12 protein-coding genes are annotated in these 16,320 nt (G+C 62.0%); 4 read left to right on the top strand and 8 right to left on the bottom strand.

The genetic code is table 11. From position 1 onward, the window contains the following. The first annotated feature begins 24 nt into the window (after nt 1-24). The 4 genes from murJ to trxA all read left to right on the top strand — a co-directional run bounded on the left by murJ (nt 25) and on the right by trxA (nt 5,548). Nucleotides 25-2,166, top strand: coding sequence for a murein biosynthesis integral membrane protein MurJ (murJ, locus tag ACWRN3_RS12420; protein WP_476740799.1), 2,142 nt, complete (start codon nt 25-27; stop codon nt 2,164-2,166). Nucleotides 2,167-2,333: 167 nt separating this feature from the next. Then, nucleotides 2,334-4,013: a discoidin domain-containing protein gene (locus ACWRN3_RS12415; RefSeq protein ID WP_324643619.1), complete on the top strand. Its 1,680-nt coding sequence runs from the start codon at nt 2,334-2,336 to the stop codon at nt 4,011-4,013. 215 nt (nt 4,014-4,228) lie between these two features. After that, nucleotides 4,229-5,185 (top strand): thioredoxin-disulfide reductase, encoded by a 957-nt coding sequence (gene trxB, locus ACWRN3_RS12410; RefSeq protein WP_476740798.1) that lies wholly within the window; start codon nt 4,229-4,231, stop codon nt 5,183-5,185. 36 nt (nt 5,186-5,221) lie between these two features. Then, nucleotides 5,222-5,548 (top strand): thioredoxin, encoded by a 327-nt coding sequence (gene trxA / locus ACWRN3_RS12405; protein ID WP_159629398.1) that lies wholly within the window; start codon nt 5,222-5,224, stop codon nt 5,546-5,548. Nucleotides 5,549-10,191: 4,643 nt separating this feature from the next. On the opposite strand, the gene ACWRN3_RS12400 is transcribed toward trxA, so the two are convergent. The 8 genes from ACWRN3_RS12400 to rpmH all read right to left on the bottom strand — a co-directional run bounded on the left by ACWRN3_RS12400 (nt 10,192) and on the right by rpmH (nt 15,934). After that, a complete protein-coding gene (locus tag ACWRN3_RS12400; protein ID WP_255173828.1) occupies nt 10,192-11,502 on the bottom strand; it encodes a ParB/RepB/Spo0J family partition protein in 1,311 nt (436 codons plus the stop codon). Between the two features lie 65 nt (nt 11,503-11,567). Further along, entirely contained in the window at nt 11,568-12,650 is a 1,083-nt protein-coding gene (locus ACWRN3_RS12395) for a ParA family protein (protein ID WP_476740797.1), read from the bottom strand. Nucleotides 12,651-12,739: 89 nt separating this feature from the next. After that, nucleotides 12,740-13,390 carry a 16S rRNA (guanine(527)-N(7))-methyltransferase RsmG gene (gene rsmG, locus ACWRN3_RS12390; RefSeq protein WP_476740796.1) on the bottom strand — a complete coding sequence of 217 codons (651 nt, stop codon included), beginning with the start codon at nt 13,388-13,390 and terminating at the stop codon, nt 12,740-12,742. Between the two features lie 20 nt (nt 13,391-13,410). Beyond that, nucleotides 13,411-13,974 carry a Jag family protein gene (locus tag ACWRN3_RS12385; RefSeq protein ID WP_476740795.1) on the bottom strand — a complete coding sequence of 188 codons (564 nt, stop codon included), beginning with the start codon at nt 13,972-13,974 and terminating at the stop codon, nt 13,411-13,413. Then, the gene (yidC, locus tag ACWRN3_RS12380) at nt 13,974-14,945 is read right to left on the bottom strand and encodes a membrane protein insertase YidC (protein WP_255173832.1); all 972 of its coding nucleotides are present in this window, start codon (nt 14,943-14,945) and stop codon (nt 13,974-13,976) included. Before yidC ends, ACWRN3_RS12385 begins: the two co-directional genes overlap by 1 nt. A 15-nt stretch (nt 14,946-14,960) precedes the next feature. After that, entirely contained in the window at nt 14,961-15,353 is a 393-nt protein-coding gene (gene yidD, locus ACWRN3_RS12375; RefSeq protein WP_476740794.1) for a membrane protein insertion efficiency factor YidD, read from the bottom strand. After that, nucleotides 15,346-15,756, bottom strand: coding sequence for a ribonuclease P protein component (gene rnpA / locus ACWRN3_RS12370; RefSeq protein WP_255173834.1), 411 nt, complete (start codon nt 15,754-15,756; stop codon nt 15,346-15,348). Before rnpA ends, yidD begins: the two co-directional genes overlap by 8 nt. Before the next feature lie 40 nt (nt 15,757-15,796). Beyond that, complete coding sequence (gene rpmH / locus ACWRN3_RS12365; RefSeq protein WP_003800212.1) at nt 15,797-15,934, bottom strand: 50S ribosomal protein L34; 138 nt, start codon at nt 15,932-15,934, stop codon at nt 15,797-15,799. Nucleotides 15,935-16,320: the final 386 nt, after the last annotated feature.

The raw sequence follows: 16,320 nt of genomic DNA, 5'->3' as shown, positions 1-16,320 counted from the left end.
CGCGCGGGTGAGACGATGAAGTCGATGTCAGCTACCAACTTCCCTTCCGACCGGTCCGGCCGGCCCGATGACGCCGCGCACCATGGCGTACCCCCTGAGCCGGCGGCACCGGACCTTGCGGAGCCTGCAGCAGCAGGCGTCAGCGAGACCCGTTCCAGCGCCATCATGGCTGCCGGGACGCTCGTGTCACGTTTCCTGGGCTTCGCCAAGACCTGGATGCTCGGCACCGCCCTGGGCCTCGGTTCAACGGTCAATGACACGTTCATCAATGCCAACAACCTGCCCAACCTGATCTTCCTCCTGGTGGCCGGCGGCGTGTTCAATGCCGTGCTGGTCCCGCAGATCATTAAGGCCAGCAAGGCTCCGGACAGGGGAGCGGACTACATCAGCCGGTTGCTGACGCTGGCTGTCCTGCTCCTCTTCGGCCTGACAGCACTGGTTACCCTGGCGGCGCCTGGGGTCATCGAACTGACCACGCAGGGGTACTCGCCACAGCAGAAGGCCCTCGCCGTCACCTTCGCGTTCTGGTGCCTGCCGCAGATCTTCTTCTACGGCCTCTACGCGCTGCTCACCCAGGTCCTGAACGCCAACGGCGCATTCGGCCCTGCCATGTGGGCGCCCATCCTGAACAACGTGGTGGCCATCGCCGGCCTGGGGATGTTCATTTGGATCTTTGGCACCAACGACGTCAATACCCACACCCTGGACAACTGGGGTTCCACGCAGACACTGTTGGTGGCCGGGTTCTCCACCATTGGCGTGCTGTCCCAGACGGCCATCCTGCTGGTGCCGGTCTTCCGGTTGAAACTCGGACTCCGACCCCGGTTCGGCTGGCGGGGCGTGGGACTTGGCCACGCTGCCAAGCTGAGCGTGTGGACGCTCCTGACGGCCGCCGTCGGGCAGTTGGCCTTCCTCTATGTCATGCGCATCGCCACCATCCCCGGCGCTGAACGCATCCGGCTGCAGGAGGCAGGGGACCCGGCCGCGTCCACCCTGCCCGGCAACGCCGTCCTCGAGGTGGCCAGCCAGCTGTACCTGCTGCCGCACTCGATCATCGCGCTGTCCCTGGCCACCGTGCTGTTCAACCGCATGACCCGCGCCTCCCAGGAGGGCAACCGGGCCGAACTGCGGGATGCGCTCTCGCACGGTCTGCGGACCATGGCCGTGGCCACCGTCTTTGGTGCGCTGGCGCTGTTTGCCTTGGCAGGTCCGCTGGGCATGTTCTTCTCAGGCGGCAAGGTGCAGGACGGCGTCATGCTGGCCCAGACGCTGACCATCCTGGCCCTCAGCACCCCGTTCATGAGTGCCAACTTCATGATGTCCCGCGTGTTCTACGCCAACGAGGACGCCCGCACTCCGTTCTACGTGCAGCTGCTCCTGGCAGTGGTCTACGTGGCCGGTGCGTTTGCAATCCAGTTCCTGCCGGTGGGCCAGATCATCTATGCCATCGCCGTCCTCTACATGGTGGGCAACATCCTCTCTGTAGTCATCAGCGCATTCTTCCTGCGCCGCATGCTGGGGCACCTCGATGGTCCGCGGATCGCCAACTCGTACATCCGCATGGGGTACGCGGCCCTGGGCTCGGCCATTGCCGGCGCAGGCGCCCTGTGGCTCATGGGCAGCTACAACCCGGACGGCTTCGCGTGGAGCGGCCGCCTCCAGGCACTCGTGACGCTCGCCGTCGTCGGGCCCGTCATGCTGGCCGTCTACTTCCTGCTCCTCCGGGTGTTCCGCGTCTCTGAGCTCAGCGACATGCTGCGGCCCCTGCTGGGACGGTTTGGCCGGGGCGGCCAGGCCCCTGCTCCGGAAGCCGGGGACGCGCCGTCGCCCTCTCCTTCTGAAGGGTCCCCCACTGGCCGCGGAAACCATCCCGAGCGGGCCACCACCTCCGTGGACACTGGCCTCATTCCCCGAATTTCCGGCGAGTTCGACGCCGTCTCGTTCCGTGCGGGCCCGGACCCCCAGCGTGGGGCCCGCCGCCCGGAACCGTACGACGCCGGCCCGACGCAGGGTGCCGAAGGCGACTACCTGCCGGGTGAGGACCAGCCCAGCACGGCCCGTGGAGGACTGCTCAGCGAACAGATTCCCCTTCCCGGCCGGCGGACCTACCAGGGGAAGGCCGGCGAGAACCCGTTTTTCAGCAGCCGGCGCAAGCGTAAAAAGTAAATCCCGTGCGCTGCGGCGCCCGTCTTCTCCGCAGCCGCCGGGAGCGGATCGGCTAGGATCGAACAGGTACAGGGGTAGTTGCATTCAGGGCAGGCCGTGCGACGCGGGCACCTGAAGGGCGGTTGCGTCATCGAGGCCGGCAATCCCGGACAGTCTAGGAGGAACACGTGTCCAACCCGATCGATGTCGGATCAGTACTGGGCGGCCGCTACAAGGTCACCGCCACAGTGTTGGCCTCGCACGACCACGATCTGGTGCTGGATGGTGTGGACCAGGTCCTCAACCGCCCGGTCAGCATCCTGGTTGCCGGACCGGAGAACACGGAGCAGGTTGCACAGAGCGCCCGCGAAGTGGCCACCGGCGAACGTCCCGGAACGGTGCAGGTCCTGGACCTTGGCGTAACCGAGGACGCCACCTACCTCATCACCAACCACACTTCGGCCGCCGACCTCCTGGACCTGGTTGTGGCCCCCAATCCGCCCTACGTGGAGCCGTTCTTCACGGACACGCTGGGCAGTGAAATCTTCGGACAGGCGCGGTCGCACGAACCCGAACCGTACGACGAGGAAGACCACGTCGAGGCAGGCTACATCAGCTACGCCGATTCGCACCCCAACCAGGTTGATCCCTACCGTTCTGCTCCCGACCGGCCGGCTCCTGCCCGGTCGGCTCCTGCCGTCCCGCCCAGGCCTCCGGTCCGGCCCGCAGCCCAGCAGCCGGCTTCAACGGGCCGCACTGGCGCGGCTGCCGCCGGTGCGGGCGCTGCCGCGGCAGCTGCTGGTGCCGCGGCTGCTGGTGCCGCGGCCCCCGCGACGAAGACGGGGACGGGCTCCTCACGGACCGATCCCGATGCCACCGCCGCGCAGCCTGTGGCCCACAATGCTGCAACCACGTCCGAGCGTTCAGCCTCCGCAGACGCGGACACCGGCCCGAACGATACCGCTGCTGTGGCCCACACTGCGGCAGGTGTCCAGCCCGCCGCCGGGGAACGCAAGCCCAAGGTGTCCCTCTGGTCCAATGACGACTACGCCCAGGCGGCCGACCAGGACCACTACGAAGACACAGACGAGGCACCGGAGGAACCCCGCCCGGTCAAGAGCAAGTCAGCGCTCTTCGCCCGCGCCGCAGCACCCGCTGCCGCCGGTGTGTCGTTTGCTGACCGCGACGACTACGACGATGACCGTGATGAGTCCGAAAACCAGCCCCGGTCGATGCGCTGGCTGGTTGGGGGACTGCTGGCTGTAGTACTGATCGCCGGCCTGATCTTCGCCGTGACCAACCTGGGAAGCCTCTTCACGTCGGAACCGCAGGCCAAGCCGACGGCTGCCCCTGTTACCAGTAGCGCCCAGCAGAACTCTGCACCGGCAACGCAGGCAGCCCCGTCCGCGCCCCCGGTCGTCCCGCCGGCCATCGAAAGTGTCACCCGCCAGGGGAACTTTGATTTCGCCGCGACCTTTGACGGTGACCTGGTCAAGGCATATGACGGCAACGCCGCCAGCTACTGGTCGGACATGGAGTTCGCAACAGAGAACTGGGGAGGCCTGGCTCCCCAAGGTGTGCCGCTGGTTGTGAAGTTGAAGGGCACTGCCACCATCTCTTCCATCACGCTCTCCCAGCTCGGAGGATCGGGCGGCAACATCACCGTTTACACCAACGACCGGCCTTCCATGGACGGAGCCAAGGCAGTGGGGACAAACAGCTTCACGTCCACAGACCTGAACATGCCCCTTTCGGAACCCGTCCAGGCGCAGTACGTCATCGTCTCGATCAATGCACTGCCCAAGCTTGCGGCCCCCAAGACCCGGTACGGCTACGGTCTCCGGCTCGCCGAAATCAAGGTCCAGTAGCGCTCAGTCGCAATAGTGCAGACCTGCTGCTGGAATCCAGTCCACAGCAGCAGGGAATGTAGTCTACAAAGAGCGCCCTGCGACGGCTGGACCTCTGCCTCCTGCGATGGCCCACGGTGTCCGGGCGCTGGAATATTCAGCACCCGGACACAGTTGTGCCATGTGGCCGGCCTCCACGGGGAGGCGAGTCGAACAAGGAAGAGGTTCACGGTCCAGTGACCATCGAAGAGAAGACGGCGTCGGACGTTCGCGACGTAATTATTGTGGGCTCAGGTCCGGCGGGCTACACGGCCGCCGTCTACACAGCCAGGGCAAACCTCAAGCCTTTGCTGCTGGCTGGTTCGGTAACCGCCGGCGGCGAACTGATGAACACCACGGACGTGGAAAACTTTCCCGGGTTCCCGGAAGGCATCATGGGCCCGGACCTGATGGAAAACTTCGAGAAGCAGGCGGCACGGTTCGGGACGGAGATCCAGTTCGAGGATGTAACTGCCCTTGAGCTCGACGGCCCCGTCAAGACGGTCACCATCGCTACGGGGGAGACCTTCAAGGCAAAGGCTGTCATTCTCTCCACGGGCTCTGCGTACCGGCAATTGGGTCTGCCCAATGAGAAGCGGCTCTCGGGCCACGGTGTGAGCTGGTGCGCAACCTGCGATGGTTTCTTCTTCAAGGACCAGGACATCGCTGTCATCGGCGGCGGCGACTCCGCCATGGAAGAGGCTTTGTTCCTTACCAAGTTCGCGAAATCGGTAACGGTTGTCCACCGACGTGACTCGTTGAAGGCATCAAAGATCATGGCCGACCGCGCACTCGCCCACGAAAAGATCAACTTCGTCTGGAACAGCACCGTCGATGACGTCCTGGGAACGGACAAGGTGACCGGTCTGCGGCTGAAGAACCTATTGGACGGTTCCCTGTCCGATCTTCCCGTGACGGGCGTATTTGTCGCCATCGGCAATGACCCCCGCACCGACCTCGTCAAGGATGTCCTGGATCTGACACCGGAAGGAACCATCGCCGTAGAGGGGAGGAGCTCCCGGACCAGTCTCCCGGGTGTCTTCGCGGCCGGTGACGTTGTGGATCCCACCTACCGCCAGGCGATTACCGCCTCGGGTTCGGGATGTGTTGCAGCCATCGATGTTGAACACTACCTGGCAGACCTGCCCGCATAATCTGCGCCACTGTTATTCGAAGAGAAAGAAAAGGTTATGAGCAACGCAAAAGATGTAACTGACGCAAGTTTCGGCACCGATGTCCTGTCCGCCGATAAGCCGGTAATCGTTGACTTCTGGGCCGAATGGTGCGGCCCCTGCCGCAAGCTCGGTCCCATCCTGGATGAAATTGCGGTTGAGTACGGCGAGAAGGTTGACGTGGTCAAAGTCAACGTCGACGACAACCCTGCCATTGCTGCCCAGTACGGAATCACTTCCATTCCTGCTGTCTACCTCTTCCAGGGTGGTGAAGTGAAGAACACCGTTATCGGTGCCAAGCCGAAGCAGTTCTTCGAAAAGGAATTCTCTGACGTTCTGTCCTGATCTTGGACGGGCCCTGCAGGGTTCGATGTAGGAGTTTTCGGAAAGTGGCCATTGCCTTCGGGCGGTGGCCACTTTTTGCATGTCAGCTCCTGAATTTCTGGTAATCATGTCACTAAATGTGGGACGTGGATCTATCGGGGCGGATGCTCCGACGCCGGCGCTGTCGTGGCCTTTGCCGTTGCGTTTCACGTGAAACACGACCAGCGCGGAACTTGTCTCCTGCAACCGCACCGATTCGTTACCACCCAGCTTTTGGCCTGTGGCGACAGTGATTTCGCGGCCCGTAACTGAGGCCAGCCACCCCTGCGGGTGAGTGCGACTGTCCGCAGCGCCGGCAGAGTGCCCCGGCGATTGATGAACGGGAAAAATCATCAAGTACGCTTGCTTGGCGTTATGCCCGCAACGCCGGGGATGCCCCTGCTTGGAGCACTCACCACCATTGAAGGCGGCGGGTACCTCTCCCACCGATGAACCCGGGATGGTCAGCCGGCGACTGTTTCACGTGAAACATGCTGCGCCTCATGCCTCACTATCTGTCCGCTAAGCATCGGGCATGCTCACCACTTCGCACCCCGGAGCAAGTCACCTTCAAGCAGGAATAGCACGAGAAGACTCCACACATATCGCGCGTGTATCGAGCGGAACTGAGTTGGCTCCGACTTCAACAGGTAAATGGCTCTTCGTCCAGGCACATAGATCCAGTGCCCAGCCTGTTTCCTGCGCCATTACGGAAGGGGGTTATTCGCATCAGTGACGTATGTGCCAGAGTCGAAGGTAAAGGGACCTGGATAAGAACCTTGTGCATCGGCAGGGCTTGACGAGTGCCGAACACCAGATCTTTAGATGCGCGGATCCGGATTGGATGCGGCTGGACAAAACGCGTGCCGATGTAGATCAGGTAGCCTTGGGGGAGCGCACTTAAGGGCCAGGTACAGAGGACGCCGAGTCACGGCGCCAGTCGACGATAGGTCCCCCTAGTTTGGCCATCATCTTGCGTACAAAGGGGCCCCCGGAGGTCGTCTGCCAGATACACAGGCGCTTACCCGCACAGATCCGTAGCGGGCGATCCGGCACCCGCCACAAATGGTGGCGGCTCGGCATCGCAAGTGACAATCAGGGCCGCGGTTGTGAGGACCGGGCCCGAAGGAAGTGTGCCCAATAGATTTGATCGTCCGCCTGCCTTTTGGCGGATGCCCGATGTCCATTCGCAGGTTCACAAGTAGTTCCATCACGCGGTTGGGAACTCGGACCAGACCGCGCCTGCGCTCCACCTAATCCTGTACTGCTTCACGTGAAACACGCCATTAGCGATCACCGGAATGTTTCACGTGAAACGGCGGCCCTGAACACTCGGGGCACAGCTCTCTGAGAGGTCGAATAGGGTCTCGGCCACGGCTTTATCGTACTAAGAGAGAGCGGGACCACGCCGACTCGTGGCAGTGGCAAGCGATTGGCATCACCGCCGGCTGGCGGTGCGACCGCCGCCCCCGGCTAACAGGGGGACCGGCCGCGATCCAACCGGCAACCCGACCTGGATGGGGCAGCCCGAATGCGGCGCGTGCGGGGCAATGGTGGACCGCCGGCAGCCCCTGTAGGCCCCCGCCCCAGGAAACCAAGTATCGTGTGGGCTCTTCAGCGTCGCCTTCTCCCGCTCGAGTATTCGCTGGCAGAATATGCCCGTTCTATGCACGGTGGCTTCGCGTAGCGATGACCACCTGCCCCCGCCCTGAGCATGCATCCCCTGCAGGCAAATAGGAGTCCGATCGAAGCACCCTCAGTACATACCGAAAACGCCCCTCTATCCCACGCCGAGGCCCAGGCGGCGGCTTGGAATATGCACGGAGGAACAGGGCTGAATACGGCGACCCCTCCGGTGGTCCTGTCGCTGGACCACACCCCTAGGCGGCTGGGGACTGTGATCTTATCCACACTGTTATCCACAACATAGCATCATGGTATTCCACAGACTTATCCACAGCCCTGCGGCTGCGCTGAGTCTGAGCCAGTTGGATTCAATGCGGGGCCCGTAGCTGGACTGGCTCATACTAGACTCTTGTCCTGTGATCTCTCTGACGCAGCACGGGTTCATCTGGTCTACCAGGCCTGCTGTGTTGGTTCTTAGGTAACCAATTTGCATCGATTTTTCACGATTTGCGCTCTAGTGCGGTGAGCACGAGCTGTTTCACGTGAAACATCCCCGTGCACACCCCGCGCTACCTGCTCCACGTCCCTACGCGTCCGGCCGTGCCCAGCGGCTTGCCGCTGCCACTGAGGCTAATCCCAGTCAACTGTGGGCGGACAATATCCCCAAGGTTATCCACAGGGATATCCACTGGGAATCTGCCCTTCTCATCACGGTAAGAACGGGTCCTGCAGCATCTGGGCCCGGGCGACCAGAAATGCGGGGGGCCTCCTGGAAGGTTGCTCGCCAGCAGGTGACCCGACTAGAAGACAGCCTTTACCAGGGAACAGCCGGAAACTCCTGCGCCGACAAGAAGACTGCACGTCCGCAGGGTCAGCCCCTTACCCGTGCGCTGGCAGGACTGCTGCAGGCTCACTACCGGCAACCAGCTATGCAGCATCCCTGAGTCAGCAAGAGGCCTAGGGGGAGGACTAGCCCGAGACATGAGCTGGAACCGTCCGTATGGGCCGGTAATAGGAGTGGCGGCTCTCCTCGGATGTCATATACGGAGGCCTCCTGCAGCACGCGGCCGGTTGCTCGAGGAGGTCGCCATGCCCCCAGGTAGCGGGCTACGTCCCTGAGCATAGCCCTCAAGTGCCAACGGTACTGGCCTCGCGCACCAGTTTGTGGGACTGATGTCGCCCGCTACAGAGGAACACCATGGAGGGCATGGTCAAAGGGCCCGAGTCCGAAGCATAAACTTCCTATTCACCTGCGGGCGGCGTTCCGGCTTTGGATCTGCCTCCTGACCGGGACAGAACGATCTCCAAGGGGAGACGAGCCCTAACGCGTCAACACTTCAAGGCAGGCCACCCTACATCCCCGCGGCTTGTATTCCAGGCTGTCACCCGGACCACCGCGTATAGAGGCATAGCTACTGTCGCTCCCGGTCGGTACCAGGTGTCGAGCGACTGAGACCAACTAAGTAGCACGTTAGTTTTACCGAGGACTCGGGCGTGCTGAGGCCCATTGAGGGTTGATGGGCCCTTGTGGACGGGGGTATCCGCCTGCAATGCCCTCTCTCTGCCGTGACTACAGCTAGCTAGTTAGTTCTCCTACATGACGCAGCGTATCGCTTGTTTCACGCGAAACGCGTTGGCATGGCAAAGAAAGTAGCTTTACCTATGAAGACGAGCCTCCGTACGATAGCGATCCACTTGGATTCGTGCTTCAAATGGAGACCTCTGAGTGCGGTCCTCGGCGGTGGACGCCAGAGGAGGGGTGCAGAACCTTATGGGACGATCCCGTGCTCGGCCGACAAGTGCCGGCCCGCATCCACGGAGGGTAGTCGAGGTGCAGTGGAATGTTTCACGTGAAACGCTGCAGTCGCCACCATGGGCCACTGTATGTTTCACGTGAAACCGGTACTCGTCCCCACCAGCCTAGGCTCTTCCCTCAGACAACCACTCGTCGACGAGCCGAAGTCTCACAAAGTCAGAGTCATCTTCTCGCCGGCTAACCAGCACCAACGGATGCTCCTAGTAGTCCGTCCCGTAACTATGAAAGCGGCTTTCGGCGCAGCACACGTTGCCTCACCGGGGGGTGAGCCGCGTCAGGGGCAGGCGGCTGGCAGTGGCAGTGAGGCATCGGATTCTTGCGTCACTGAATGCGGGGGACCCCATCAGTCTGGTGGCCGTATCAGCGCACGGCTCATGTGCAGCCAGGGCGGTCATCCACGCATCTAGTACAGATCGCCGAGAGATGACAAGTGAAGCACACCAGGAGATACCTTGAACCGGCGGTAGGCGCTAGCTGCCGGATGAGTGACTCATAGACCGTGTCCTGCCCTGGGAGTGGCGTGCGCTTGGGAGCTCACGGCCTGCGCCTCCACCCGCTCAAGTCAGTGCCAGCTTCACCGTTCCTTCTGAGCAGCGAGAAATGCCCGTTGTCCAACGCCATTTGCCCGTACTAACGGGCGGAAAAGGGCGGACGCTGCTGGCTTCTACGATGCAGACGCCTCATATCAGGGGAGCTCCAGCACCCGAACGAATGCATCAGACGACCTCGGAAGATCTGGACGGTCAGGGTTTCACGTGAAACGTAGCCGCGGGACGTCAACGCAGTGAAACGCGATCCGGGCAAGGATCATGAACGCTTGGTGGAATCCCAGAAGTGCGGATCGGAAACCTCTTCAACCGCTCACTAGACGCGCGAATCGTGGCGAAATACTCCTGGACCAGGAAAAACCCTTCAGACGTCCATTTCGGTACGCTCGAGACGGGGAGGGCGCGGGCTGCTCCTCGCCTGCCAAGCGACCAAAACCTGCACGCTGACGACAGTGCCTGGCGTCTCCCTTTCCGACGCGGACAAGGGGCAGCGAAATGACAAGATGCCGGTAGGGGCGGTTACAGGGATGAGAACCTCCCCCTAACAGCATGCCGTCGGGCGGTCTGGATACGCCTCTAGGCCCCCAAGACATGAGAAAGGCCCGATCCACAAGGAATCGGGCCTTTCTCAGAGACTAGTTGCTGGAACCCGGAGCCAGAACGTCCATGATCCGGTTCAAGTCCTCAACGCTGGCAAACTCGATACTGACCTTGCCTTTCCTGACACCCAGCGAGATCTTGACGTTGGTGTCAAGACGGTCAGAGAGCGAGGATGCAAGATAGTCAAGCCGTTCGTGCCTGGCACCGGGGCGCGGAATGTTGTTCTTGGCAGACTTGGCAGGATCCTGGTAGAGGGTCACTGCTTCCTCTGTTGCCCTAACGGACATTCCTTCCGCCACGATCTTCTGGGCCAGCCGCTCCATGGCTGCTGCATCCGGAAGCGACAGAAGGGCCCTGGCATGGCCTGCGGACAGCACACCGGCGGCCACGCGGCGCTGCACCAGCGGGGGCAGCTTGAGGAGACGAAGTGTGTTGGACACTTGGGGTCGGGAACGGCCGATACGGTCCGCCAGCTGCTCGTGGGTGGTGCCGAAGTCCTCCAGGAGCTGCTGGTAAGCCGCCGCCTCTTCCAGGGGGTTCAGCTGGCTGCGGTGAAGGTTCTCGAGCAGGGCATCCCGCAAGAGGTCGTCATCCGTTGTGTCACGGATGATGGCGGGGATGGTTTCCAGCCCTGCTGCCTGCACAGCACGCCAGCGGCGCTCACCCATGACGAGCTCATAGGGCTCGCTACCGTGTTCGGTTGAAGTACGGACAACAATTGGCTGAAGGACGCCGATTTCCCGCACGGAATGAACAAGCTCGGCCATGTCGTCTTCATCAAAGACGCTTCGGGGCTGTTTCCGGTTGGGATGGATATCGGCAACGGGGATTTCCGCGAAACGGGCGCCCGGAACCTCCACGAGCTCGACACCGGAGTCCACAGGACTCGTTACCTCGGCGGCAGCAGGTTCGGCAACAGGATCGGCGTTGCGCTCTGCCACAGCAGCAGATGCTTCCACTGAAGGGTCAGTTTCAGCTGCTGCCTTGGCCTCAGGAGTGGGCGCCTTTTTGGCGGGAGCCTTTTTCGTTGGAGCGGCAGCTGCAGCAGAAGCTGCATCCTTCTTCCCGTCCTCACTGACCTTGTCCCCAGAGGAACTGGCGGCTGCCGGCTTGGCTGAGGACCGGCTGTTCGAACCCGCAGAATCCTTTGCCTGGGTCTTGGCAGCGGCAGGCGCCGCAGGGGTCGCAGGTTGCTCCAACGGTTCGGTCTTCTTCCGGCCCTCGGGGAAGAAGAGATCCACGGGCCGGGACACCGCCCCACCGTTACCGGAGGACCCATTGGCTGCGGCGGAACTAGGAATCAGCGCGCCAAGACCGCGGCCTAGGCCCCGTCGCTTCTCGCTCATGGGTAAATCCCTCCAGTGGTAGACCCAGGACCAGCCTGGCTCCGTGCGTTGCGGTATTGAAGATTCTAGCGTTCCGCTATTTCAGCAGCGGCTTCCAAGTAGGACAGTGCACCACTTGAGGAAGGGTCGTACGTCATGACGGTCTGCTGGTAGCTGGGGGCCTCGGAGATCCGCACAGACCGCGGCACGACGGCCGAGAGCACCTGGTCGGGGAAGTGCTGGCGCACCTCAGCGGCCACCTGTGCAGCGAGGTTTGTGCGGCCGTCGTACATGGTCAGCAGGATGGTGGAGACAACAAGATCTGCATTGAGGTGCTTTTGGATCATCTCAATGTTCTTGAGGAGCTGGCTGAGGCCTTCCAACGCGTAGTATTCGCACTGGATGGGGATCAGGACCTCGTTGGCCGCACAAAAAGCGTTGACGGTCAGGAGGCCCAGGCTCGGCGGGCAGTCGATGAAGACGTAGTCCAGGCGCTCTTCACCGTTCTTCTCGCGCACCTTGGCATAGACGTCGATGGCTCGCCGCAAACGCTGTTCGCGGGCCACGAGCGATACCAGTTCAATTTCCGCACCGGCGAGGTGGATCGTGGCCGGCGCACAGATGAGCTTTCCGATGTCCGGGCACGGGGCAACAACATCAGCCAGCGGGACGTCATTGATCAGCACGTCGTAGATGCTGTCTACGTCTGCGTGGTGTTCAATTCCCAATGCAGTGGAAGCATTGCCCTGCGGATCGATATCGATGACCAGGACGTTGAGTCCGGCAGCAGCCAGCGCAGCGGCGATGTTCACGGTGGTGGTGGTTTTACCCACTCCGCCCTTTTGGTTGGACACCGTGAAGATCCGGGTCTTTTCCGGGCGCGGAAGCTTTCGCCCCATCAAGCGCTCACGGCGCTTCGTCTCGTGGGCAAGCTCACGGGCGATGGGGCTCGAGTCGTCGATGGCGTCAATGACGTTGGAGCGACCGCTGGAGGTTGTTTCACGTGAAACCACGCTTCCGGAAGAGGGAGAGGAAACCGTTTTAGGGTGATTACCGCCCCTACCAGGAGCCATGGCGGTACCCGACAGTCCTGACCCAGCGACAGAACGTGCCGACCCCAAGGACACAAACGGCGGTATCCGTTGTGCGGAGGCTTCACTACTGGTCACTGGGGCACACTCACTCTCGTTCAGCCAATTTTGCTGCCGTTGTCTAGCCTAACTGCTCGCACCTGCTGACAGCCGTCAGCGGGCCCGCGTTAGGACTTCTTTTGGGACTTGTTCACCACGATGCGGACCACCGTGGTGGGTTCTTCCAGCAGGTTGTCACCCACCGTCAGCACCGAGGTCTCCACACCACCCAGCTTGCGGATGGTCTTTGCCGCCTTCTCGATCTCTTCGCCGGCGCTGCGGCCCTTGATCGCCACCACTTCACCGTGCCCTCCCAACAGCGGGATGGTAAGGCCGGCAAGGTTGGTCAACGCCGAAACGGCGCGGGCCGTCACCACGTCGGCCTCCACGTGTCCCACGGCCAGCTCGGCCCGCGTACGCATCACCGTGACATTGTCCAGGCCGAGGTCATCAACCACTTCCTGGAGCCAGATCACCCTGCGCTCCAGCGGTTCGATGAGGGTCAGCTCAAGGTCGGGACGCGCGATGGCAAGGCAAAGGCCAGGCAGTCCTGCGCCGCTTCCGACGTCGGCCACGTGGCTCCCGTGGGCGATCTGGCTTTCAATGACCGCGCAATTGAGCACGTGGCGGCTCCACAGCCTGGGAACCTCGCGCGGGCCAATCAGGCCCCGTTCCGTCCCGGACGTGGCGAGGTGCTCAACATACCGCTTGGCCAGCTCGAGGCGGTCGCCGAAGATCTTCTCAGCAGCGCGAAGCTCTGCTGCCGTGATGTCAACCATAACTATTGGGTCAGCATTCTCTAGTCTGCGGAAACAACAATGTGGCGTCCGGCGCCTTCGCCCTCGGACTCGCTGACCAGGCCGAGATCGGCCACGGCGTCGTGCACGATCTTGCGTTCGTAGGCACTCATCGGCTCAAGGGCCACCGGCTTGCCGGTTTCCTTCACGGAAGCCGCGGCGTCCTCGGCGACCTTCTGCAAATGCCCGGTACGTTCCTGCCGGTAGCCGTTGATGTCCAGGACAAGCCGCGAACGGTTCTCCGTTGCGGACAGCACTGCCAGGCGGGTGAGCTCCTGCAAAGCTTCCAGGACTTCACCGTCTTCGCCAACCAGGCCCTCCAGCCCCTCGGCCTCATCCTCGGCGACGATGGAGATGTAGGTCCGTCCGTTGCGGACCTCGATGTCGATGTCACCGTCGATGTCGGCGATGTCCAGCAGCTCTTCCAGGTAATCGGCAGCCACGTCCCCCTCTTCTTCGAGGCGACTGGCGGCGGAACCCTTGGGGGACGAATCGTCATGGCCCACGGACGCGTCCTGATCTTCGATTTCTTCAGAAAAGGCGTGTTCGGTGCTCTCAGCTGACATTACTTCTTCTTCCTGTTCTTGCGCTGGGGCTGGACGCGCTGTGCCTTGATCTCAACTGCGGCCGCCGCTGCGGCGTCCGCTGCTTCATCCCGTTTTCCGCTGAGGACGGACAGGGCCGGCAGGCCCTTGGCGGCACGGCGTTCGGCGAGGGCCTTGGCTGCGGGGGATCCCGGCGTCGGCATGCGGCGGATGACGAAGAACTGCTGGCCCATCGTCCAAAGGTTGGTGGTGGTCCAGTAGATCAGCACGCCGATGGGGAAGTTAATGCCACCGACGCCGAAGACGATGGGCAGGATGTACAGCATCATCTTCTGCTGGCGCATGAACGGGCTGGCCATGGCTTCTTCAGACATGTTCTTCGCCATGATCTGCTTCTGGGTGATGAACTGCGAGGCAGTCATGGCCAGGATCATCACGATGGAAAGGATCCACACGGCGACCTGGTTGCCGCCACCCCCGCCATGCAGCAGGGAGGCGGACAGCGGAGCCCCGAAAATGCTTGAGGCGTCGAATTCCACTACCTGCTCGTGGCTCATGGCTCCGATGCCGGCGCCCTGGTCCTTTGCGGCGGAAATACCGGAGAGTACCTGGAACAGGGCAAAGAAGAACGGCATCTGGATCAGCATGGGCAGGCACGCCGAGAACGGGTTGGTCCCGTGCTTCTTGTACATGGCCATCTGTTCCTGGGCCATCGCCTGGCGGGACAGCTGGTCAGTCTTGCCCTTGTACTTGTCCTGGAGCTTCTTCAGGTCCGGCTGCAGCAGCTGCATGCCGCGCTGGGCCTTGATCTGCTTGACGAATACCGGGATCAGTGCGGCACGGATCACCAGCACCAGTCCGATGATGGACAGTGTCCACGTCCAGCCGTTCGCAGCGGGCATCCCGATGGCGCTCAGGCCATCGTGGAATCCAATCATGATGATTGAAACCAGCCACTTGAACGGGGCCATGATTGTTCCAAAGAAGTCCATACTTATCCCTATTCGTCAGGCCGCACTGCGGCCTTCTTCATCAGTCCGAGCAACCAGGTACCTGTCCGGATTGTTCAGCACAACAATTGTGGGGGTCTGGCCTGCAGGCCATTCCCGGCCGCCGGCGGGGACGTGGTCCACTCCACCGGCGTTCCATGGGTGGCAGTGGCCAAGCCGCCGGGCGGCAAGCCAGCTTCCCTTGACGGCGCCGTGGACGGTGACCGCTTCCAGGGCATAGGCCGAGCATGAAGGGAAGAATCGGCAGACTGGACCGTACAAGGGAGAAACCACCTTGCGGTAGGCCATCAGCAGAAGGATGAGGATGTTCCGGGGCAGGTTCCAGAGGAACTTCCCGACGGCGGCAATCACGTTGCGGAGATGGGCGACGACGGCGATGGCGTTAGGCACGCGGTGTCCCCTCCTGTGTTGTACCGGCTGAACCCTTGGCGGCAGCCCGTGGAGGGCGGCCGGCCAGCCGGTTCAGCGTCGATTCCAGTGCAGCGTTGTAGTCCGACAGCAGCTGGTCCCAGCTGGCCGAGGCGGACGCAGGAAGCGCCCGCACCACGATAGCGAGTCCTGTACCGTGCTCGCGCAACGATGCAGCACCCGCTTCTCTCAGTCTCCTCTTAACGAGGTTCCTGACCACAGCGTTCCCTACACTCTTGGAAACAATGAACCCGATCCGGCTGGGTTCGTCGGCAGCAATGGCTGCCGCATATAACACTACGTTCCGGCGCCCATTGCGGACACCGGAACGTACAGTTGTTGAAAAATCAGTTGAGGTCCTCAGGCGGTTGCGGGTGGCCAGCACCTTAAACTCGCAAAGGAATGTCTACCGATAAGCCAGTTATTTAGGCCGACAGTTCGGTGCGGCCCTTGCCACGACGGGCTGCCAGGATGGCACGGCCGGCACGGGTACGCATACGAAGGCGGAAGCCGTGCTTCTTGGCTCGACGGCGGTTATTCGGCTGAAAAGTCCGCTTGCTCACGTTAGTTACTCCAGTGGATCAAAGGTGCGCCCACCCGATCAGTAATGGGGAAGAACTGGCCGACGCTAAGTTTTGTATATGCACGCTTCCCCCGGCTGCTCCAGGCGCATTGCGCTTGGATGTTCAGATGGGGCCAAAAAGCGGACACAAAGGACTTCACAACGTTAGGGCAATCTGCAAGCCCGAGTCAAACCGGGGCGCCCCGTAACGGCTGTCCCCAGCTGTTCCTAAGTATCCCCAACAGCCTGTGGATGAAGTGGCTCACAGGGGTGCTTCGGGAACCACAACCGTGTAATTATCCACAGCCGGATAGCCAGCTATCTTCTAGGCTTTTCATCCCCTAGAGTGTCCCAGTAGCCGATTATCCACGGACTGTGCATAACCCT

It is taken from the genome of Pseudarthrobacter sp. rb (assembly GCF_056389225.1).
This window is presented reverse-complemented; position numbering and strand designations above follow the sequence as displayed.